Source organism: Pseudomonas sp. GL-RE-29 (genome assembly GCF_019947275.1).
GTDB lineage: Bacteria > Pseudomonadota > Gammaproteobacteria > Pseudomonadales > Pseudomonadaceae > Aquipseudomonas > Aquipseudomonas fluorescens_A.
Genome location: NZ_JAGYGD010000006.1, coordinates 163,487 through 185,288 on the forward strand (window position 1 = coordinate 163,487; position 21,802 = coordinate 185,288).

Here is a 21,802-nt window from a genome sequence, read left to right on the forward strand (position 1 = left end):
AATCCTGTGCATGGGTAATTTGTCGTTCGAATGGCTGCGCCGACCGACAGACCATCAAAGCGCACAAACAAAAACGCCGCCTGGGGAAGGCGGCGTTTTTATTGCAACTGGCGTCAGTCAACGCGCTCGATGATCGCCGAGCCCCACGACAGGCCCACACCGAAGCCGCTAAGGGCGACACGTTTGTGTTGCGAACCCATCACGTGCTTTTCAAGCAGAAGCGGAATGCTGGACGACACGGTGTTACCCGTCTCAGTCATATCCTTGACGAAACGCTTGGGATCACCACCCTCGAAACGCTGGGATACGGCATCAACGATCGCCGCACTGCCCTGATGCAGACAGTAGAGGTCGATGTCCTTCGCCTGCAACTGGCTGGCATCAAGCAACTGCTGCAAGTGAGCCGGTACCTTGACCAGCGCGAAGTTGTAGACCTGGCGGCCATTCATGAAGAACTTGCCATCGGTGGTGCGCAAAAATTCGGCGCCCGCGCCATCAGTGCCAAATAGCGACTTGCCCAGCTGCCATTGCGCACCTTCCCCCATCCAGGTCACCGTTGCGGCGTCACCGAACAGCATGGTGGTGTTGCGATCCTCAGGATCCACGATTTTCGAGTAAGGGTCGGCGGTGATCAGCAGGCCGTTCTTCAGCCCCGCAGCCTCCATGAAACCTTTCATGGCATACAAGCCATAAACATAGCCGGAGCATCCCAGGGAGATGTCGAAGGCGGCGATATGGGTCGGCAGGCCGAGTTTGTGCTGGACGATAGCTGCGGTGTGCGGCAAGCCTTCAGCATCGCCGTTCTGAGTGACAACGATCACGACGTCGACAGAAACCGGGTCCAACGCTGGATTGCTGGCGAACAGGGTCTTGACGGCCTCGACACACAAATCGGAAGTTTCCTGACCAGCGTCCTTGCGCGGCAGGAAAGTAGAACCGATCTTGCCAAAGATGAAATCCTGGTCCTTACCGAATTTCGCGCCTTGCGCGTAGTTGTCCAGCCCTTCAGCCGGCACGTAACTGGCGATACTTTTAATGCCAATCATATGGCTTCCCAATTCAGAAAAAGCAAAATGCCCACCAAGCACCACGAACGCAGGCAGGTAACCAGGTAATAAACCTCCTGGCAACGCCGCTCGCCGGCTCAACTGATCCCGATTGCGGGAATGATAACAGTGAAGATGCGCGCCGTGACTTCCAAGTCACGCGCTTTTGTCGAATCGGTTGCCGATAGGAACAGAAACCACGCACGACTCATCCCAAGCCCCAGCGTTGAAAAGGCAAGGCGCTCTAGCAAGTGGACAATGGGACGCAGGGCATGAATCAGAATCAGGAGGAGTAACTGGCCCGTCAAATTGGGGCGGGCGGGTATCAGCCTGCCAATGGCCAAATACCCAGACGGATGCACAAGGTGCCCCCGTGCACTCGCAATCGGCTGACCTCGCGGTCATCACCGATTGCCTGTCCTCAAGGGATGCACAGATCCAGCAGCTGGCGGCCGGGGGCGGGGCGTGCAGGGTTGGCGCTTAGTTCGCCTGACCCTTGGTAAAGTCCAGCAACTTTTCCAGGACATCCTTCACCACGGCTTCACGCCCTTCCATCTCGGCCAATCGTTGAACAGCAGCATTCAATCGGCGGAGATCTTCCGGGAACTCTTCGTAGCTGAAAATCTGCTCGCTGCCGGAAACCTTTCCATTTTCAAATCGTTCGATCGCCTTGATCATCCGGTTCGGATGCCGGCGGGCGCAGTCTTGGTCCTTGACGAAAACTGCCAGAAAGTCGCTCCATACGTCCTCATGCTGCGGCGTGATAAAGGACTCCAGCAACGCCGGGTTCATCCCCTGGCGCTTGGCCCAGGTGACCAGTGCACTCCCTGCATCAGGATAAAAGCGCCAGCAGTCAACCGGGTAACGATGGAATGCACCATTGGAGGGTACGTTGATGAACAGCAGTCCGTCAGGCTTCAAAATCCTCAGGCATTCGGTAAACGACAGCCAGAACATCTCCGAATGTTCAAGACATGAGGAACTGACAATCACGTCGACAGACTCGCTCTCGAACGGAAGGCTATACGGATCGGTGAGGACGACATCGACCCCCTTGCCGACGACAAAGTCCACGCCAATGTAGCGCACGCCCGCCGGAGCAACGTCTCGAAGTGAGCCGTTGACGTCTTGCGCACCTATTTCCAATACCAGGGAAGTCGAACTTTCGCCCAGGTAGGTATCGAAAAACACTCGTCCGTTTTGCATTGCGGTGGGATGCATGAATTTAAAATTTCCAATTCGAGTTTGATAAGTTAACGCCGAAGTTCAACCGGCCACAGCCCTGAACACATACTGCAATGGCAGCGCATCCTGAACAGCCATCTCAGGATCTCTTCCAGCCGCGGCAGCCATCGCATGGATCATCGGGAGAAATTTTTCGCGCTGAGGCTCGTCAAAAACACGCGGCACCCCCGCCTCGACAGTCCAGCCTGCCTGAGTAAACAATTCGAGCATGGTGACCAGCGTGAACCAGCGAATATGCGTTCTGTCGAACAGCCCTGCATCCTCGTAGCGGAAATCACCCACACTGAGTCGAGCCTGAACACTCCAGTGCTGGGCGTTGGGAATGCACGCGACGATACAGCTTCCAGGTGCGCTGGCTTCACGGATCTTCTGCAAGAGCGCCCATGGATCGTAAAGATGTTCAAGCACATCCCCGAAGACCCAGCAGTCAGCGGCCAGATCGCCAGCAATCAGATCGGCACAGGCCGTCTCAATGTTCATGTCAAGCACGCGATCACAGTGCTCGCGCGCGAGTTGCGCATAGCCCGGATCAATCTCGATCCCGGTGTAATGAACATGTGGATTGAGTTTCTTGTATTCGCGTGCAAGAGCACCCGAACTGCAACCGATCTCCACAACGCGCCGGGCATTGGCAGGCATCAGCTTGAGCAGATCTGGGTTATGGAATTGATGAACCGGAGTTTGCTTCTGCACATTCGCCTCCTGAGGCTTTGGGGTGCTTGCCATGGCGTACTTGTCTTGATAGCGGCCAAAGCTCTCGCGCCATGCGGGTGTACCGAACGCCCCTCCACTTTCATGGACCACGCTCAGCGGCCATGTGCCCATGCTTAACCCATTCAGTTCAGCCGAGCGACAAAAGTCCATGTCATAGAAGTGAAATTCAAATTGCTCGTCAAAGCGTACGTGGGCCTGTTCGAGGCGCTCACTGTCCACCGCAAGCAACAACCCATCGAGCAATTTGCAGGGTTGAGGTACAGGCCCGAAACTCGAGACAGCGCACGGGAAACTGTTACCGTGCCCGACCAAACCGCTCAGGTGGCACGCCTGATCCCAAGTGAACCGATCATCAACAAAGGCCCAGGCGGGTTGACCTTCAACACGCCGTGTATTGCCTGCAAGCCCGACAACATCGAACGCGACAACCCCTTCGCGTAGCCGCTCGCTCCACAAGAAGTCACACACGTGCACATCGTCATGAACGAACACCAGAATGGCAGGATTGTCCCTGGCCTCATCAATGGCGCGGTTGTAGATGGTCGAAAGCCCCTGCTTGTTCTCTGCAAACAGTCTGATTTCCACAGGATTGGCCGCCTGGTGGATCAACAAGGATCGGCCAAGAGCAGTCTTCGTGGAAAACTCCTGCTCAGACACGCGCGTTCCACATACGATTCGAATAGGTTTCATGCGGGCACTTCGTTATTGAATTTTGACAAGGACACCCGACCCACGGCGCCGCTGTATCGCGCGCCAGGATACTCAGTGAACCACAACGTCAGGCTGCTCCCTGACCAGAGAGCGGCCTCACTTGAAACAATCAAATCACGCCAGGGCGATTACAACATCGCCATCCAGGACAACTCGCCCTCAGGACTCAGTCGCTCGTCAGACGCCCGGCCACTAAAAGCCTGCGGCCAGCGTTCGGCCAGCGCCTGGGCAACACTGGCATCAGGTGCCGACAGGCCTGTGGCGCGAACCTGAGCCTGCGGTGTCCAGACAACCGTAAGGCCCGCGTCCTGTACTTGCAGGCACAACTCAATATCTGCCCCAGGCAGAGCCTGCAAACCGCCGCACTGTTCGAACAGTGCCTTGTTCACCATCAGGCAATCCCCGGAAACGGCCGCGCAACCACGCACTGACAAGTGCCACTGATCAGCGGCGTCCAGCCAAGGTGTATCAACTTGTGGACCACTCAACAGGCCATAACCGGCATGAGCCAAGGTTGAATCAGCGCTATACAACGCGCCTCCCACAACGCCAACTTCCGGACGCTGGGCCTCGTTGAGCAAGCCTTCGAGCCAGGCGGGACTGATGACCTCTCCACCCGCCGAGAACAGCACCAGATACTCGCCCTTGGCCTGACTCGCCGCCAGATTGAGCAAGTCATTGCGCGTAGCACCAGACTCTGCGTTCAACACCCAAACTCGGTTACCCAACCCATGGTGCACGGCTATTTCATTAGCAGCGTCTTTACCAGCGCAAGCCACTATCACTTCATAACGCGGGTAGCGCGTGCGCTGCAGCACGCTGGCCAGGCACGCCTGCAACGGCGCAACGCTCTCCTCACTCGCTACCAGGATGCTGACCAATGGCGTAGCGGCATGACGAAAATCGATCTGCAACCCGGATACGCCGCTGTCACTGACGTGACCGCGATAGCCCAGCTGTCTCAGGTGGCGCTCCAGCACCACTTGGGCTTGAGTGGTCAACGCCGGCGACGATTGTTCGCCAAGCACCAGGTAATCATCCAGGTGAGCAAGGCAGGCCACGCCTTGCGCTTCCACTAGTCGCAGCAACAGATCAAGCTCGACGGCCTGAGGCTGGGCATCGCTGTAGCCACCCAGATCAAGCACGGTTTGACGTCGTACCAGCCAGTGGCGAGACATCAGGGCCGGCTGGCCACGCAGCAGATCAAGATCGGCACCTGGACGTATGACGCTGTTCAAGCGCCCGTCCTTATCGCGGTGCACTTCGTCAGCACAAATAGCGTGGCAGGCCGCAGCGTTACTCAGTTCCAGCGAAAGGTGCAGCAATCCGCCCGTGAGCAATTGGTCACCCGCCTGCGTCAACAGCAGCCATTCACTCGGCAATTGACGCACTGCCTGGTTCAGGTGGGCGATCCAGTTGTTTTCTGTAACCTGAATGAAGTGCAAGGCATCGCGTGGCGTGGTGATCACCGGCGGCTTGCCAGCCTTGAGAACCAACAACTTGAAATTGCGCAATCCACTGGCGACCAGGCTGTCGAAGGTGGCCTGCAGCGCGCTGTCATCGTTGGCCAGGTCCAGAACCACAAAGGCAATTTGCTCGCCTGGCGAGCGCGCCAGATGCGCCATCACACGCTCACGCGCTGCATCATCCGGAGTCGCTGCAGCCAGCTTCGCAAGTATCTGGCCAGAGCTCGTAGCGGCCAGGCTGTGCTGCGGATCGTACGACGGGATCTGCGCCAACCGTTGGAGCCAATCATTCATCTCGCCGGCATTGGCTTCGTCGCTCTCGCCGGTCAAGGAATCGGCCAGCCGCTGACAGACTTCACGATTGAACAGACCTAGCGCCAGCGCTTGGAAGTAGCGATGCTGAAGACTCCCGGGAGTATCGTTGGGATGAACCAGCAGAAGCTCGCGCTGGCGGACCCAATTGCCCTCTAGAGTCTGGTACTGCTTCTCCCCCGTCGGCCAACCATGACAGAGGAACTCCAGCGTGGTCAGGCAATTGAACAACGCCCCGTTGTAGTAAGGCAGTTCGACGAACTGACGCGGCTCGAACACCCGCTCTGGCCCCTCTGTAACATTCGCCCAGGTCGAGGTGAAGAGAAGCGGCTGTTCCTGCGAGCTGTAAGTGTTGCGGACAAAACCATTGAGCAGGGTAAAACCAGACTCATCGGTGCACAGGCCGAACCCGGCCGCATCCCATTGCAGCAATGCGCGAACGGCTTGGGTGAATTGCTCTTCCCGAGCGGCAATTGGCAGCGTGCAAGGCGCGTACTCACATACCACATCGGTCTGCTCGAGCGATTCGATTCCACCTTGTGCCAGCAGTGCGTAGGACAACGCGACACGCCAGCCGGAAAAATCCAGTTGGTCAGGTAACAGCGCCAGTGCGCTCTGCAAAGCCCCGATTCGCAGTACTGCTCGCCAAGCGGGTTGAGCGGCGTCGGCGTACTGACGTAAACGAGCAGTGGCGTTCTCCTCGGACAAAGGTGCCAGGGCAGCGCCGACTTTATGATAGGCCACTTGCCCATTGCCTGCGTCATAGGCCAATGCGTAACCCTGAGCCCCCATTGACTGCGAAGGAGCCTGCAAACGAACGGCGGCGTTGTCCAGGGCTGCGGGCAAAATGAAGTCAGAATCCAGCGCCAGCATCACCAACGGCGTTGTCACCTGTTGCAGCGCCTCAATCAGCCGTTGATTGCACAACGCACTGCTGCTGGCCTGCAATGACTCCAGCGCCAGACATGGCACGTCGGCCTGCTGATAGAAGTGCTGTGCCCGTGCACGGTGATCGACTTGCTCATGCCCAAGCAGAACGACCGTTACATCATTGCGCGATCCGGTTGCGATTGCGTTCATAGCGTACCTGTTTCAAATGATGGGTTCAGCGCCCGGCGTGGCCGAGCGTCAGGATTCAGTCCGCCAACCAGGCATTCGCCCAGTGCTGCAGATGTCGCGGTGTAAGCAGATAATCTCGCAACACTACTTCACGCAGGGCATCGCCCTGGCGGTAGCTGGCTTGAGGGTCCGACAAATGCATGCGAATTGCCTCCAGCCATTGTTCAGTCGAGTTTTCACGTACCCGCGTGCATGGCAGGTAGCCGGCATAGGCTTTGGTGTCGGTACAGATCACAGGAAAGCCGCACACGCCATACTCCAGCAGCCGCAGGTTGCTCTTGCAGTCGTTGAACAGGTTCTGCTCAAGCGGGGCCAGGGCCAAATCAAGGTTAAGGCTGGCCAACTTCTGCGGATACTGGGCGAGCGGTACTGCTACATGGAACTCCTTCACGTAGGGCAGCAGCATCTGCGGGCACATGCCGAAGAATACCCAGTCGACCTCATCGGCCAGGCTCTGGACCACCTCCAGCATCAGCTCCAGATCACCTCGGTGGCTGGTACCGCCAGCCCACCCTACCCTTGGCTTGATGCTCGTCTGGCGCTCACTGGTCAGCCCGGTCCACAACGATGCCGCCAGCATGTTGGGTACCACGCGAATATCGTGATGCATATGTGACAGCGCATCGGCCAGAGGCTCGGTGGAAACAACCAGCCGATCACACAAGCCAATGGCCTGACTGAGCTTTTGCCCCACATTGCCGGGCCAGTTTCGGACATGGTCGTTCTTTTTCGGCGGATCAATAACGTAGTCGTCGATTTCAAAGATTCGCCGGGCACTGGAGAACTGCTTGAGTTGCGCGATTTCCTTGATGCTCTCGTTCGCATAGCGCAACTGCACGATAATCACATCCGGCTTTTCACGTTCCGCCTCGACCGGTTTCGGCATGTTGTAGCTGAGTCGCCCCTGAATCCAGCCGGCGCGCTCCAACTCAGTGAATGGCTGGATGACGCGGTAATGGCCGACACCCGAAGCATTGAATGGCAAGGCCAGTACTGAAGGCATCGCTCGATCAATGAAAGGATCCCAGCCATTACGCAAACCGGGTTCAAGGTTGAAGCTTCCCTGGGTCAGGCTCAGGTTCCGATTGTAGTTGGGGTCGCAAGCGACGCTGGGCAGCCAGCGTTGGTAGAACGCCTGCTGATCGGCCTCTTGATCGATGTTCGCAGACGGGCTAGTCATGCCCAATCGAGCCACTTTCGAAAAAGGCGTCCAAACGACCAGGTAGCCAAGCTCGCGTGCCCGCAGGCACAAGTCGGCATCGAACCAACTTTGCTGCAGCGAATCAGTGTCCAGTCCTTGCAGCTCACGGAACAATTCCCGCCGTACCAACAAGCAATCCAGACTCAAGGCGCTCCAATTCTGTACCAGGCGCAAGCGGTCCAGATAACTGCTATCACCGACACGACCCAAAAATGGATTACCTGCCAGCCCTCTAAGACCTAATACCAAAGCACCCGATGCGACCGTGCCATCCCGGCCGAGCAGCTTGGGCCCGACTACTCCAACTTCTGGACGCTGCGCCTGGAGCATGAGTTCGCCAAGCCACTGCTCGTCGAAGAATGCACATTGCGCATCCAGCACCAAAAGGTAATCGCCCCGCGCATGCTCACTGGCTTGATTCAGGCTCTGCGCCCGACATTGGGATTGAACGCGCACAACCCGCAACTGATCATTGCCCAGCCCTTCCATCGCCCTCAACCAGCCCTGCACATCAGCAGACTCATCACCGCTGACGATCAGAAGTACCTCATACGGACCATAACGGGTGTGCTCGAACAGAGACTCTACACAACGCCGCAAGGTGAGCAGGTCCACTGAGGCCGGAATCAGGATCGACACACTGGCCGACTGTTCGTGCTGATAGTGCACTCGGGTTATCAGACTATCCGGGGTACCGTCTACCTGGGCCGATACGTTCAGACGCTGGAGATGCGCGCGCACCACGGGTGCGGCAAGCGCCTGGATGGATGGCTCACTCATCCAGTCGGCGTAACTTGACTGAGTCTGTACGAGCACTTCAGGTATATGCTCGACCACATGCACACCGTGGGTTTCGACCAAACGCCAGAGCAAGTCGTGTGGAGCCAGACCCGCATAATGTTCGTCGAACCCGCCTATCGCAGATAACGCCTCACACTTGAACGCCAACTGACGCCCCACGTAGGGGAAGCTGCGCATCAGATCGAGATTGAAATCCGGTTTGAAGATCGGCATGGAGGACGCACGCCCATCATGCGTGCCTTCATCGCTGTACAGGCATAACGTGTCCGCACGCAATGCCATGCGCTCGGCCATGATGACCAATGCATGGGGATGTAGACGATCACCCGCCTGCAGCAGGAGTATCCAGTCCACCTGACCGTCATTCGCCAGTAAGGTGTTGACCTGCTTGAATCCGTCCCCTTGGCGAACCTGAAATTGAACCCCGGCAACATTCGGGGGCGTTGAATTGGCGGAACCCAGCAATAGAATACGGTCGGCAACATACGACTGTGACTTCAGGCTGTCCAACGTCGCGCGCAGGGCAAGCTCATCGCCCTCATCACAAAACACCACCGGCATGATGCGCGGCTGGCAGGGCCACTGTTCGATGCGTTTGGGTAGCAGGCGTAGCTGACCCTCCGACAAACTACGACACTCCAGCCATTCGCCATACAACTCAGCGAAATCAAGGCTGTGCGTACCCACCTGCTGGTTGAAGGTCGCGATCTGTTTGGTCAGGAAATTTCGAACGTCCAGTTCTTCCCATGCCGGCTCACCGCCACCGTAATACGACGCCAACGGCAGATAACGAACATAGCCGTCGGCCGGAGCCTTCTCACTGGTGCGCGCGGCCAGCATCTGCAGCAGCCACTCACTCTCAGCGGCAACCGCTTCAGTCATTGCCACCTGATGACTGAGCCTGCCCGCATGAATGCGCTCAAAGCTCAAGAGTTGGTCCAGACTGGCGAGATGCCCGCGACGCAACAAACAGATGTACAGGGCCATGTCCAGGCGTGCGACAAAACCCTGGCCGTCCTGCACCAGGGTTTCAAGGTATTCCTCAACCTGGCCACGACGGAACAGGGCATGGCTGATACCGCCAAACAGGTTGACCGTATTATCGGCGACACATGCCAGCAAGTCAGTGCCATGGAGCACTGCACTCGCTGGCGAGATCAAGCAATTGAGAAAACGAGAAGGAAGCAGTATGTCGTCAGCATCGCAAAGTAATCGCTGGCCGATCACTATGCTGACCTCCTCATTTTCCTGCAGCACTTTGGCTTGCAGGCTGACGCAATGATGAATCAGGGTGTCATCGTCGCAGAGGAACTTGATCATCTCGCCTGATGAATGAGTCAAACAGGCCAGCAGGTTGCGGGCAAAACCCAAACGCTGGGGATTGCGTACATAACGCAGGGTTACCGACGATGTCTTGCCCAGTTCTTCGCAGATCGCCTCAATCTCTGGACCGGAGCTGTCATCGCAGATGACAACCTCCAGATGTGGGTAATCCTGACTGATTGCGCTGAGCAGGGTGCCGCGGAAAAACTCAGGATTGAAGGCAGGAATAGCGATGCTGACAAGAAGCGGTTCGTTCATTTGGGTAAACCTGGAAAGAACGCCAGGTGACGATGAGTCGTCACCTGGGTGGATGCAGCGAGGAGGTTCTATCAGAGCCGGTTGAACAGCCCGAGCGAAGCGATTTTGCTGAACGCCAGTTGAGAGGCCTGCAACATGTTTTGTTGCAAGGTCAAGCGCGTCATGACGTCGGCAGGATCCGAATCACGGATGGCCGATTGAGTCTGTTTGTTTGCCATCACCAAGGCTTCGTTGGCTTCACTTTGAGTGTCCAGCGCCGCACCGCGTCCGCCGATCGAACTGATGCCGCTAGCCACCTGATCGATACCACTCGTAAGGTTCCCCAAGCCTGCTGTCATTGCTGCCTGTTGTTTCTGGATCGCGACGGCATTGCCGTTGGTCGGTGTATTCAGAGCCGTTTTCAATTGGCTTACGGTATCCAGAATGTTCTGGGTCTCGTGGGTGTTGACCGCTACGTTGAACTGGTCGCCGTTAGCCAATGGGTTGGCCACGGTGTTGTTCAACGTGAATTCCACACCGGATGCGGTTGCAGTATTGCCCACCATCGTGCCGCTGGAGACAGGCCGACTATCGGCGGTGATCGGTGCGGCGTACAAGTCGAACGTGGTGTCGCTGGTGAATTTCAGCACCGCCGAACCACTTGGGAAACTGGCCTGGTAAGCGACTGGATCAGTAATCCGGGTACCGGTCGTCTGTACCGGGCTCGGGTTACCGGGGCCACGGGAAACGTTGAAGGTGTCCGGCTTGCCTTGCAGCGTGAACGTACGGCCTGTCAAAGGGGCGGCAGGGTCGTTGAAGTTCAGGGTCAGGTCGACACCGCGAAAGCTGATGCTCTGATTCTGGCCGTTGGTGATTACGCCGCCCTGAGTGGCTTCATTGGTCACGTCGTTGCCGAGGCCGTCAGTAATCCTCAATTGAGTCCCGCTGACGAAGTCCACCGTATATGGCTCACCGCCACGGAACTCGTTGTTGTACTTGACGTTCGACGACACCTGCCCGTCCGACAGCGTCACAAGACCGTCATTCATCGACCCGGAGACCTGAGTGCGACTGGTATTGATCGCTTGCTGGAACACTTCCCAACCGGTGCTGTTGGTGGCCATCGACATGGTGTCGCCGATTGGCAGGTTCAGCGTTACCTGGTCGCCGTTGTAGGTGTAAGTACCGTCGGAGTTGCGGGTGAACGGAACGGTATCGCCCTTGGAGCCGGCAAAGATGTACTTGCCGTTTTCATCCTGGCTGTTCATCAGGCTCAACAACTGTTCTTCGATCTGGCTCAGTTCCGCGGCATTGGCCTGACGGTCGGCGTCGGTGTAACCGGCGTTGTTGGCGCCAATGGCCAGTTCCTTGGCGCGTTGCAACACGTTGGTGATGCTGGTCATCACTGACTCGGCCTGGCCCAGGGTGGCCTTGATGGTGCTAGTGTTTGCGTTGTACTGAGCCAGCATCGAAGCCTGCTGATCCAATTGCAGCAAGCGCGATGCGCCAACCGGATCATCGGCCGCGGTGTTCACGCGAACCAGGCTGCTGGCCTCTTCGCTGGACTTGACCACGTTAGCGAAATTTTTCTGATAGTTCGCAGCCGAGGATTCGTAAAACTGGGCGGTAGAAATGCGCATGGGCTACGACTCCTTAAAGACTGTTGATCAGTGTGCTGAAGATTTCTTGCGCAGTCTTGATGATCTGCGAAGACGCGGTGTAGTACTGCTGATACTTGACCAGGTTGCCGGTTTCCTCATCGAGGTCGACACCCGAAAGCGAGTCACGAGCACCCTTGGCATTTGCCAGGATGGCTTCGGTCGCGGCACTGTCGAGTTTGCCTTGAGCGGCCTTGGAGCCGACGCCTTCGACCAGCTTGCCGTAAGCATCGCTCAGGGAAATCCCCTTGCTGGCTGTCCCCGTGTCCACGGTTTGCTTGGTCTGCAAACCCGCCAGTGCCGTACCGTTACGGTTGTCCAGAGTACCTGGCTGGCTCAGTGAGACGTTTATCGCAGTGCCTTTCCCCGGGGAACCGGCAACGGTCATGTCAAAGCTGACCGTGTACTGAGTGGCTGGCGCAGGGGGGATCGGCGCACCTGTGGCGTCCTTGAGCGGTATGCTCAAACTCAGGGTGTTGTTTTCACCTGGTTTGATCGTGCCGCTGCTGATAACCCCACCCTTGGCATCCAGAAACTGATAGGCCTGGCTGGTGCCATCGGCGGAAACGTCCCCAAACACGACTTTAGTCGGCGTGGAGTACTTCAGGCCATTCTGCATCGCTGCAGCAGTGGTCGCGTCGTAGATGTCGAATTTCGTGGTCAGCGTCGGCTGACCACTGGCCGGAATGGTCAACGTACCGCTACCGCCGGCAGCGATTGCCGCACCCAATGGCGCCGCGATGGCCAGACGCTTGGAGTCCGTCATCTCGGTCTTGATGTTGGTCGCAGCATTACGCGTCGGGGTAATCTTGAAGGTGTCGCCGCTAGCGGCACCACCGCTGAACGACATCGAGAAGCCGTCTATCATCGGGGCAGGCGTGGTCGTCGTGCTGAAGTTACCCATCGGGGTGTTATCTGGCAGGCGCTGAACGGTGTAGTCGGTGGCACTCGTGAAAGTGACCTTGTAATCGTTGATGGTCAGCTTGCCAGTGTCCTCGATACTCACATCGAAATTGCCCGAGCCGGCACTGTTGCTACCCGAGGCAATGCTGCGCTGGGCCATCTGGGCAGCACTGTTGATGCTGTTGAACAGGTTCGAACCGAAATCGCCGTTTTTGTCGATACCTTGGGCCTGGATGCTGTTCATCTGATCGGCGACGACCAGTGCCACACGGCCCAATTCATTCATGGCCGGGTCGAGCACTTCGCTGCGATAGCGCAGCAGACCGCCGATTTCACCACCGGTCATGATCGATGTGATATCGATGGTGCTCGAACCGCGATTGAGCTGCAGCGACAGACGTCCCGGATCATCTTTACCCGCGACAACCTCCAGTTTGCTAACCGTATCGCCAACCACCAGCGGCTGACCGCTCCCCAGATAGATGTCTACGTTACCGTCGCGCTCAACATACTGTGCACCGGTGAAGGTCGAAAGCTGGCGCATGGTTTCGTTGCGAGCATCGAGCAGCTCGTTCGGTGCGCCGCCGGCGCTGGAAATTTCGCTGATCTTCTTGTTCAACTGCGCCACGGTAGCCGCCAGTTTGTTGACCTGATCAGCCATGTTCGTCAGGTTGCCGTTGATGTTCGCGTTCTGCGAGTTCAACTGACTGGACACCGAATTGAAGCGATTACTCAGGGCTTGGGCGTCGCTGAGCAGCAACTGCCGGGAAGCGTCATCACCCGGTTTGGCATTGACGTTTTGAACCGAGGCAAAGAACTTGGTCAAAGCACCATTGAGGCCGGTGCCACTGTCTGACAGCAGGGTATCGAGCGGCGTAACCTGACCCAGGTAGGCAGCCGAATCACTGTTGAGCGAAGTAGTCGTCTGCAGCTGCGCATCAAGATAGCTGTTGTACACCCGACGCACATCGGCCAGCGTCGTGCCGGTGCCGATGAACACGTTGCCGTACTGAATCGAGCCCTTGGTGCTCTGCACGGTTTGCTGGCGCGAGTACCCAGCGGTGTCGACGTTGGCAATGTTGTTGCCGGTAGTCACCAACGAAGAATGGCCAGCAGCCAGTCCCGACATCCCGATGTTTAGCAAACTCATGGTTCAGACCTTAATCCTTGTGCCTATAAAGGCGTGGTGGAAGCGCCCGCCGCAGCGTAGTTCTGGTAACTCGTCATCTGCCTGGCTATCTGCGAAATCTTGCTTGCGTAGTCCGGGTCGGTTGCGTAACCGGCCTTTTGCAACTCGCGTACAAACTGTTCCGGGTTATCGGCCGACTTCACGACATCTTGATAGCGATTATTGGTCTGCAGCAAAGTCACAAGGTCATGAAAACTGTCCTTGTAGGAGCCGTAGGAGCGGAACTCGGCCGTCTCCCTGACCATCGCGCCATTCCTGAATTCGCTGGTGATCGCCCGCGCCGAATCACCCTGCCAACTGCTGCCAGCCTTGATGCCGAACAGGTTATGACTGCTGCTGCCATCCTGGGCGCGCATGACCGACTTGCCCCATCCGGTTTCCAGCGCAGCCTGGGCCACCAGGTAACGCGGATCGACGCCAATGCGGTCGGCGGCTTCCTTGGCCATCGGCAACATGGTGTTGACGAATTCGTCGGCAGAACTGAAGGCTTTCTTCGCCGGTGCCAACGGAATTTGCGCCATGGCGCGACCGTAAACCTGCATGCTTCCAGTGGATGCCTGCTGCGCGCTCGCCAGCCAGTCGCCGTTGTACAGCGGCCCCGCGCCGGTGGTCGTCGTACGCTCAGGCAACGGTGTCTTGTTGACCATCGTCGTGGCCGCAGTCGTCGCCGAAGGCACCAGTCCCGCCAGCAACCGATCAGCCAGTTTCGGTGGCAATGCCAGGCGTCGCTGATTGATCAGTGCCATGTCATTGCGATGTGCGCTCTCGCCCGTCGGCGCCTTGACCGACCGCGAAGCCCACAACGGACGCTCGCCGTTGACCCGCGACAGCGGTCCGTTGATGGCAATAGTTCCGGCAGCCACCGGTGTTTGGACCGCTGCTTTCGCGGCCTCCTGCTTGGCGGCCGACGCGGCGGCCGCTTCACCCGGAGCCAGCGGTTTGTTCTTCGACATTTGCCGCATCAGCACGTCCGCCAGACCAATACCACCGCCCTCGCGGGACATGGAAACGGCCAGCTGCTGGTCGTACATTTCCTGGTATTGCTTGGCCGCGGGCGTGTTCAGCGGGTTGTCCTGTCCCAACGCGTCGGTGGCCGAGCGCATGGACTTGAGCATTTCACCGAGAAACAGCGATTCGAATTCCTGCGCGACCTTGCGCAGGTTGCCATCGCTGTTCTTGTCGCCGACCTTGAGTTGGTTCAGGCGATTGAGGTCCGAATACGATCCCGAATCGCTACTGCTGACCAGACCGCTCTTGCGCATATCCATGCTCGCTATCCTCAGATCACGATCAGGTCGGCTTGCAAGGCGCCGGCCTGTTTCAGTGCTTCGAGGATGGCCATCAAGTCACCTGGTGCCGCGCCGACCTGGTTCACCGCACGGACGATTTCGTCGAGGGTGGTGCCCGGGCCGAACTTGAACATTGGCTTGGCTTCCTGCTCGGCGTTGACCCGCGAGCGTGGCACGACCGCTGTCTGACCGTTGGACAACGGGCCTGGCTGACTGACGATCGGGTCTTCGGTGATGGTGACGGTCAGGCTGCCGTGGGTCACGGCGGCCGGTGAAACCTTGACGTTCTGACCGATCACGATGGTGCCGGTTCGGGAGTTGATGATGACTTTCGCCACCGCTTGACCTGGATCGATTTCGAGGTTTTCCAGGATCGACAGGTAGTCGACACGCTGGCTCGGATCCAGCGGCGCGCTGACGCGAATCGAACCGCCATCGATGGCCTGGGCCACGCCAGGGCCGAGCATGTTGTTGATCTTGTCGACGATGCGCTTGGCCGTGGTGAAGTCGGAACGGTTGAGGTTCAAGGTCAGGCTGTTGCCCTGGTTGAAACCGCTCGGCACCGCTCGCTCGACCGACGCACCGCCCGGAATGCGACCGGCCGACGGAACGTTGACGGTAATCTTCGAACCGTCACGACCTTCGGCATCGAAACCGCCAACCACCAGGTTGCCCTGGGCGACCGCGTAGACGTTGCCGTCAATACCCTTGAGCGGCGTCAGCAGCAACGTACCGCCGCGCAGGCTCTTGGAGTTACCGATCGACGATACGGTGATGTCGACTTGCTGACCCGGTTTGGCGAATGGCGGCAAATCGGCACTGATCGACACCGCCGCGACGTTCTTCAACTGCACGTTGCCCGAGCCCGGCGGCACCTTGATGCCGAACTGCGAGAGCATGTTGTTGAAGGTCTGCAGGGTGAACGGGGTTTGCGTCGTCTGGTCGCCGGTACCGTTAAGCCCGACCACCAGGCCGTAACCGATCAATTGGTTGGAACGCACGCCGGAAATACTGGCGATGTCCTTCAGCCGCTCGGCTTGAGCGTTGAAGGCTGCGCACAGCATCAGGGCGGCCACCATCAAGTGTTTGAAGTTCAACATGCTCAACTGGAAAGCCACCTAGAAAGGGAACAGCGGGCTGAGGAAGAAACGGTCGAACCAGCCTGGCTGACTCGCATCGGCAAACGAACCGGTGCCCGAATAGGTGATGCGCGCATCGGCGACACGGGTCGACGACACGGTGTTGTCGGTAGCGATGTCATCGGCGCGAACCAGGCCAGCAATTCGTACCAGTTCGTCGCCGGTATTGAGGGTCAGCCACTTCTCGCCGCGCACGGCGATGATGCCGTTGGGCAAGACGTCGGCAACCGTCACCGTGATCGAACCGGTCAGGCTGTTGCCCTGCCCGGCCTTGCTGTCACCCTTGGTCGCGCGGTCGCCTTCATAACTCGCACTCAAGCTCAGGTCATTGCTGCCAAACGGGTTGTTGGTGGTGGCGCTGCTGCCAAACAGCGAAGTCAGCCCAATGCCGGTCTTGCTGGTCTTGTCGATCTGCGAGTTGGCGTTTTTGCTGGCCTGGGTCTTCTCGTTCAGGGTGATGGTGATGATGTCACCGACCCGGAACGCCTTGCGGTCGCTGTACAGGTTCTGTTCGAAACCGGCCTGGTAGATCGAGCCGTTATTCGCGGCAGCCGGCAGCGGCGTGCGCGGCAACACCGGGGCGTAGTAAGGATCATTGGGCTTGGGCGTCACAGGCACGCAGCCTGCGAGCGCGGTGATCCCACTCAGTGCCAGAACAGAAACGAAGCGATTCATGACCCTACCTCACGGTGTTGCAGGCGACCTCATGGCCACCTCATAGACTTGATTACAGATTCTGCGTTACGAACGAGAGCATCTGGTCGGCGGTGGAGATCACCTTGGAGTTCATCTCGTAGGCGCGCTGAGTGGTGATCATGTTGACCATCTCTTCAACGGTGCTGACGTTGGAAGTTTCCAGGGTGTTCTGCAGCGTGGTACCGAAACCGGCCAGGCCAGGCGTGCCGACTTGCGGCGCACCGCTGGCGGCGGTTTCCAGGAACAGGTTGTTGCCCACCGCTTGCAGGCCGGCCGGGTTGATGAAGTCGGCGGTTTGCAGGTTGCCGATCACCTGGGACGCCGGGTTGCCGGCAACGGTGATGGACACAGTGCCGTCGCGACCGACCGTGAAGGTCTGCGCGTCGTTCGGAATCACAATCGCCGGTTCCAGGGCGAAGCCGCTGGCGTTGACGATCTGGCCGTTGGAGTCCAGGTGGAATGTACCGTCACGGGTGTAGGACGTGGTGCCGTCCGGTTGCAGGATCTGGAAGAAACCGCGACCGTCGATGGCCATGTCCAGTGGCTGCTCGGTGGTTTGCAGGCTGCCGGCGCTGAAGTTTTTCTGGGTGCCGACAATGCGCACACCGGTACCCAATTGCAGACCCGACGGCAGTTCGCTGTCCTGGGTCGACTGGGCGCCTGGCTGGCGTTTGATCTGGTAGAGCAAGTCCTGGAACTCGGCGCGGTCACGTTTGAAACCCGTGGTCGAGACGTTGGCCAGGTTGTTGGAAATGGTGGTCAGGTTGGTGTCCTGGGCGGACAGGCCGGTTTTGGCAACCCATAGAGCCGGAAGCATTCGATTCTCCTCGTGCGCCTGTTTTACGGCGCGACGTTCTGATAATTAGCTGATCTGCAAGACCCGAGCCATGGCCTGGTCATCGTCTTTGGCGGTGTTCATCATCTTGATGTGCAGCTCGAACTGCTTGGCCAGGGCCAGCACCGAGGTCATCTCGTCCACGGCGTTGACGTTGCTCGACTCAAGGAACCCGGACACCAGCTTGACGTTGGCATCGGCTTGCGCCGGCTGGCCATCCTTGGTGTGAATCGAACCGTCCAGGCCTTTGGTCATGTTCTTGATGTCAGGGTTGACCAGCTTGATGCGATCGACTTCCGCCATGACGCGAGGCCCTTCGCCCATCGCACGAATGCTGATGGTGCCGTCCTCACCCACTTCAATCTGTTGCTCGGGCGGCACGGCAATCGGTCCGCCGTTGCCAATCACCGGCATGCCGTTGCCGGCGCGCAGCACACCCAGGGCGTCAACCACCAGGCTGCCGGTGCGCACGTAGCTTTCGCCGCCATCCGGGTTCTGCACTGCCAGCCAGCCGTTGCCTTGCACGGCGACATCAAGGTCGCGACCGGTTTCTACCAGGCTGCCAGGGGAAAAGTCGGTGGCCGGGCGTTCAGACATGGCAAACGCACGCGCCGGAAAGCTGTCACCGAACACCGGCATCGAACGAGCCTGCTCCAGGTCTTTCTGAAAGCCGTTGGTGGAGATGTTCGCGAGGTTGTTGGCATGAGCCTTTTGCGCCAGTGCATTCTGGCTGGCGCCGGTCATTGCCACATAAAGGTACTTGTCCACAATCTTTCCTCTGCCTGCCGGACGTTTGCCGCCCACTGCTGTACTGACGAGGCATAAGCAATTTGCAGACCAACTTGTTTTTGGCGGCGCTGGGCCCGGTAAACAAAGGACTTGGGAGATTGAGGGGGTGTAGAGGATTTGTATCAGAGACGAAAAACCGGCGGTGTTATGCCGTTAAGTGGCAAGGCTTGACCTGTTGCAGCAACACAAACACCTGTGGCGAGGGAGCTTGCTCCCGCTGGGCTGCAAAGCAGCCCCAAAATGGCTGACCGAATTTCAACTGGCAGATCGCGCAGGCTCTCTTTGCGGCCGCTTCGCGCCCGAGCGGGAGCAAGCTCCCTCACCACAGGGTCAAGTGCTGTCCTTGCCCACCTCATAATCGCGCAACTTATTGGCAATGGTCGTATGCGAAACCCCCAACCGCTTACCCAATTGCCGACTGCTCGGATGCTCGGAGTACAAGCGCTCCAGCACCGCTTTCTCGAAGCGCCCGACAATCTCGTCCAGCCCGCCCTCAAGCGAAAAATCGCCAAGCGGCTGACGCACGCCGTAGTCCGGCAAGCGAATGTGCTCGGCCTTGACCGTCCCGCCCTCACACAAGGAAACCGCCTGGAACAGCACGTTCTCCAGCTGCCGCACGTTGCCCGGCCAGTGGTAATGACTGAGCCGATCCATGGCCGCCGGTGCAAGTTTCGGCAGCGGGCAACCGATCTGCCGACTGGCCTGGTCGAGGAAGTGCTCCACCAGCGGCGTCAAACCGTCGAGGCATTCGCGCAGCGGCGGGATGTGCAGCGACAACACGTTCAAGCGGTGATACAGGTCCTGGCGAAACTCGCCCCGGGCGCACAGCTCGGACAAATCAACCTGGGTCGCACAGATCACCCGCACATCGAGATAAACCTCTTCATCACTGCCTACACGGCGGAAGCATCCGTCCTGCAAGAAGCGCAGCAATTTCACTTGCAAGCGCGGGCTCATTTCCCCGACGCCATCTAGAAACAGCGTACCGCCCGCCGTCAGCTCCAACAGCCCGAGCTTGCCTTCGGCACGCGCCCCTTCGAAGGCACCCGGGCCGTAACCGAACAGCTCAGTCTCGGCCATGGATTCCGGCAGACCGGCGCAGTTCAGTGCCATCAACGGCGACTGCCCACGCGGACTGGCCAAATGGCAGGCTCGCGCCAACAGCTCTTTACCGGTGCCGGTTTCGCCTTCTATCAATAGCGGCGCATCCAGCGGGGCCATGCGCCGTGCTTCACGCACCACCGCCGCCATCACTTTCGAGCTTTGAAAGATGCTGTCGAAGCCGCGCAATTCCTGCTTGCGTACGTTATAGATGCGCTCGCCCACGCGGTCGGCGCGATGCAGCGTCAGCACCGCGCCGGCCATGGCTTCGCTGTCGTCATGCTCCGATTGCAGAGGGGCGATATCGGCCAGAAACACGTCGCCCTTGACCTTGACCCGCAGCCCGTTGATCCGCGATTTGTTGGCACGGACCAGTTCCGGCAAGTCGAAGTCTTCGGCGTATCGCGACAACGGAATCCCCGGCACTTCATCGACCCGCACACCCAGCAACTGCGCCGCTGCGCGGTTGGCCGCGACAATGGAGCCACCCATGTCGATCGACAGCACCGGAAACTCCAGGGCGCCGAGCAAGGCATTGAGTTCCATATGCCGACGCTCGCTGGGCATCAGTCCTACGCGCTTGACGCCAAAGACCCCGGTAATCGCCTCGAATTTCGGACGCAACGCCTGGAACTGAATGTTGATCAGGTTCGGACAGTGCAGGTAAATCGCGTTGCCATGCTCACCGCCCACCTCGCCGCGCGCGACGTTGATGCCGTACTCCACCAGCAGGTTGAGAATGTCGCGCAGGATGCCGATGCGGTTCTGGCAGTGGACTTTGATACGCATAAAAAGGCCTGGACCTGAATGAAAGGGGTGGCATTGAACCTGTAGGAGCCGGCTTGCTGGCGATGACACCCTCAAGGACGCTATCGCCAGCAAGCCGGCTCCTACAAAAGGCCCCAGGCCAGCATTTTTCTGTAGGGGCGCTCAGATAGTCGTCAAGATTATGTGACAGTCGAAACGCTTTTCAAACCCGAAAATCTCAGCAACTACGCGACGGCTGCCTATTCGTAACGAAAACTTTACGAATATCGTGGATTTTTCCTACGCGTTGCGCGTACCGCTTGCTGCAACACTGCAATCCTTGGGTTATTTCTAGGTCCATAGCAGCACATAACAAGAACGAAATCCCTTAGCAGGAGAGCAGCATGAAGCAGACGCAATACGTGGCTCGCGAGCCCGATGCGCAAGGTTTTATCGACTACCCCGCCGAAGAACACGCGGTGTGGAACACGCTGATCACTCGCCAACTGAAAGTGATCGAAGGGCGTGCGTGCCAGGAGTACCTGGACGGAATCGAAAAACTCGGTCTGCCCCACGACCGCATTCCGCAACTGGGCGAGATCAACAAGGTCCTCGGTGAAACCACCGGTTGGCAGGTCGCCCGCGTGCCGGCGCTGATCCCCTTCCAGACCTTTTTTGAATTGCTCGCCAGCAAGCAGTTTCCAGTAGCCACCTTTATTCGTACCCGCGAAGAGCTGGATTACCTGCAAGAGCCGGATATTTTCCACGAGATCTTCGGCCACTGTCCGCTGCTGACCAACCCTTGGTTCGCCGAATTTACCCACACCTACGGCAAACTTGGCCTACAGGCTTCCAAGGAAGAACGCGTGTATCTGGCGCGCCTGTACTGGATGACCATCGAGTTCGGCTTGGTCGATACCCCGCAAGGCCAGCGCATCTACGGCGGCGGCATTCTGTCTTCACCGAAAGAAACCGTTTATTGCCTGTCGGATGAGCCTGAACATCAAGCATTCGATCCGCTGGAATGCATGCGCACGCCGTACCGCATCGACATCCTGCAACCCCTGTATTTCGCGCTGCCGAACCTCAAGCGCCTGTTCGACCTGGCCCACGAAGACATCATGGGCATGGTCAAGCAAGCGATGCAGATGGGTCTGCACACACCCAAGTTTCCGCCAAAACCAAAAGCAGCGTGATCCGCGACTTTTAAGATCAAGTGAGTCTGTCAGGAACCATCGCTTTGCTTTAGCGTGGTGCCACTGACGGCCGATTTCCATTTAT

At 58.3% G+C, this 21,802-nt stretch carries 14 protein-coding genes; 1 reads left to right on the top strand and 13 read right to left on the bottom strand.

The features are described 5' to 3' along the window. Positions 1 to 113: 113 nt before the first annotated feature. The 13 genes from KGB21_RS07935 to KGB21_RS07995 all read right to left on the bottom strand — a co-directional run bounded on the left by KGB21_RS07935 (position 114) and on the right by KGB21_RS07995 (position 20,563). Positions 114 to 1,046 (bottom strand): ketoacyl-ACP synthase III, encoded by a 933-nt coding sequence (locus KGB21_RS07935; protein WP_223504616.1) that lies wholly within the window; start codon positions 1,044 to 1,046, stop codon positions 114 to 116. Between the two features lie 480 nt (positions 1,047 to 1,526). Next, complete coding sequence (locus KGB21_RS07940; RefSeq protein WP_223504618.1) at positions 1,527 to 2,267, bottom strand: class I SAM-dependent methyltransferase; 741 nt, start codon at positions 2,265 to 2,267, stop codon at positions 1,527 to 1,529. Positions 2,268 to 2,312: 45 nt separating this feature from the next. Beyond that, positions 2,313 to 3,695, bottom strand: a complete 1,383-nt coding sequence (locus tag KGB21_RS07945; protein ID WP_223504620.1) for a bifunctional glycosyltransferase/class I SAM-dependent methyltransferase — start codon at positions 3,693 to 3,695, stop codon at positions 2,313 to 2,315. 149 nt (positions 3,696 to 3,844) lie between these two features. Further along, a complete protein-coding gene (locus KGB21_RS07950; protein ID WP_223504621.1) occupies positions 3,845 to 6,574 on the bottom strand; it encodes a glycosyltransferase in 2,730 nt (909 codons plus the stop codon). A 55-nt stretch (positions 6,575 to 6,629) separates the two neighbouring features. Continuing rightward, positions 6,630 to 10,196: a glycosyltransferase gene (locus tag KGB21_RS07955; RefSeq protein WP_223504623.1), complete on the bottom strand. Its 3,567-nt coding sequence runs from the start codon at positions 10,194 to 10,196 to the stop codon at positions 6,630 to 6,632. A gap of 71 nt (positions 10,197 to 10,267) precedes the next feature. Then, positions 10,268 to 11,815, bottom strand: a complete 1,548-nt coding sequence (locus KGB21_RS07960) for a flagellar hook-associated protein 3 (protein WP_223504625.1) — start codon at positions 11,813 to 11,815, stop codon at positions 10,268 to 10,270. A gap of 13 nt (positions 11,816 to 11,828) precedes the next feature. Then, positions 11,829 to 13,886, bottom strand: coding sequence for a flagellar hook-associated protein FlgK (flgK, locus tag KGB21_RS07965; RefSeq protein ID WP_223504627.1), 2,058 nt, complete (start codon positions 13,884 to 13,886; stop codon positions 11,829 to 11,831). A gap of 23 nt (positions 13,887 to 13,909) precedes the next feature. Then, positions 13,910 to 15,193, bottom strand: a complete 1,284-nt coding sequence (gene flgJ / locus KGB21_RS07970) for a flagellar assembly peptidoglycan hydrolase FlgJ (RefSeq protein WP_223504629.1) — start codon at positions 15,191 to 15,193, stop codon at positions 13,910 to 13,912. A gap of 11 nt (positions 15,194 to 15,204) precedes the next feature. After that, positions 15,205 to 16,314, bottom strand: coding sequence for a flagellar basal body P-ring protein FlgI (locus tag KGB21_RS07975; protein ID WP_034146251.1), 1,110 nt, complete (start codon positions 16,312 to 16,314; stop codon positions 15,205 to 15,207). Between the two features lie 18 nt (positions 16,315 to 16,332). Further along, positions 16,333 to 17,028 (bottom strand): flagellar basal body L-ring protein FlgH, encoded by a 696-nt coding sequence (flgH, locus tag KGB21_RS07980; protein ID WP_034146250.1) that lies wholly within the window; start codon positions 17,026 to 17,028, stop codon positions 16,333 to 16,335. A gap of 52 nt (positions 17,029 to 17,080) precedes the next feature. Further along, positions 17,081 to 17,866 carry a flagellar basal-body rod protein FlgG gene (gene flgG, locus KGB21_RS07985; protein WP_034146249.1) on the bottom strand — a complete coding sequence of 262 codons (786 nt, stop codon included), beginning with the start codon at positions 17,864 to 17,866 and terminating at the stop codon, positions 17,081 to 17,083. A gap of 45 nt (positions 17,867 to 17,911) precedes the next feature. After that, positions 17,912 to 18,652 (bottom strand): flagellar basal body rod protein FlgF, encoded by a 741-nt coding sequence (locus KGB21_RS07990; RefSeq protein WP_034146248.1) that lies wholly within the window; start codon positions 18,650 to 18,652, stop codon positions 17,912 to 17,914. 351 nt (positions 18,653 to 19,003) lie between these two features. Continuing rightward, positions 19,004 to 20,563, bottom strand: coding sequence for a sigma-54-dependent transcriptional regulator (locus KGB21_RS07995; protein WP_223504631.1), 1,560 nt, complete (start codon positions 20,561 to 20,563; stop codon positions 19,004 to 19,006). Positions 20,564 to 20,925: 362 nt separating this feature from the next. On the opposite strand from KGB21_RS07995, the gene phhA reads away from it, so the two are divergent. Continuing rightward, a complete protein-coding gene (gene phhA, locus KGB21_RS08000; RefSeq protein WP_034146246.1) occupies positions 20,926 to 21,717 on the top strand; it encodes a phenylalanine 4-monooxygenase in 792 nt (263 codons plus the stop codon). Positions 21,718 to 21,802 lie beyond the last annotated feature (85 nt).

What these genes read in the sequence shown, in the direction of transcription:
- KGB21_RS07945 (WP_223504620.1), bottom strand. Translation starts at nt 3,695, where the DNA reads ATGAAACCTATTCGAATCGTATGTGGAACGCGCGTGTCTGAGCAGGAG.
- flgG (WP_034146249.1), bottom strand. Translation starts at nt 17,866, where the DNA reads ATGCTTCCGGCTCTATGGGTTGCCAAAACCGGCCTGTCCGCCCAGGAC.
- KGB21_RS07995 (WP_223504631.1), bottom strand. Translation starts at nt 20,563, where the DNA reads ATGCGTATCAAAGTCCACTGCCAGAACCGCATCGGCATCCTGCGCGAC.
- KGB21_RS07960 (WP_223504625.1), bottom strand. Translation starts at nt 11,815, where the DNA reads ATGCGCATTTCTACCGCCCAGTTTTACGAATCCTCGGCTGCGAACTAT.
- KGB21_RS07955 (WP_223504623.1), bottom strand. Translation starts at nt 10,196, where the DNA reads ATGAACGAACCGCTTCTTGTCAGCATCGCTATTCCTGCCTTCAATCCT.
- flgH (WP_034146250.1), bottom strand. Translation starts at nt 17,028, where the DNA reads ATGAATCGCTTCGTTTCTGTTCTGGCACTGAGTGGGATCACCGCGCTC.
- KGB21_RS07940 (WP_223504618.1), bottom strand. Translation starts at nt 2,267, where the DNA reads ATGCATCCCACCGCAATGCAAAACGGACGAGTGTTTTTCGATACCTAC.
- flgK (WP_223504627.1), bottom strand. Translation starts at nt 13,886, where the DNA reads ATGAGTTTGCTAAACATCGGGATGTCGGGACTGGCTGCTGGCCATTCT.
- flgJ (WP_223504629.1), bottom strand. Translation starts at nt 15,193, where the DNA reads ATGGATATGCGCAAGAGCGGTCTGGTCAGCAGTAGCGATTCGGGATCG.
- phhA (WP_034146246.1), top strand. Translation starts at nt 20,926, where the DNA reads ATGAAGCAGACGCAATACGTGGCTCGCGAGCCCGATGCGCAAGGTTTT.
- KGB21_RS07935 (WP_223504616.1), bottom strand. Translation starts at nt 1,046, where the DNA reads ATGATTGGCATTAAAAGTATCGCCAGTTACGTGCCGGCTGAAGGGCTG.
- KGB21_RS07975 (WP_034146251.1), bottom strand. Translation starts at nt 16,314, where the DNA reads ATGTTGAACTTCAAACACTTGATGGTGGCCGCCCTGATGCTGTGCGCA.
- KGB21_RS07950 (WP_223504621.1), bottom strand. Translation starts at nt 6,574, where the DNA reads ATGAACGCAATCGCAACCGGATCGCGCAATGATGTAACGGTCGTTCTG.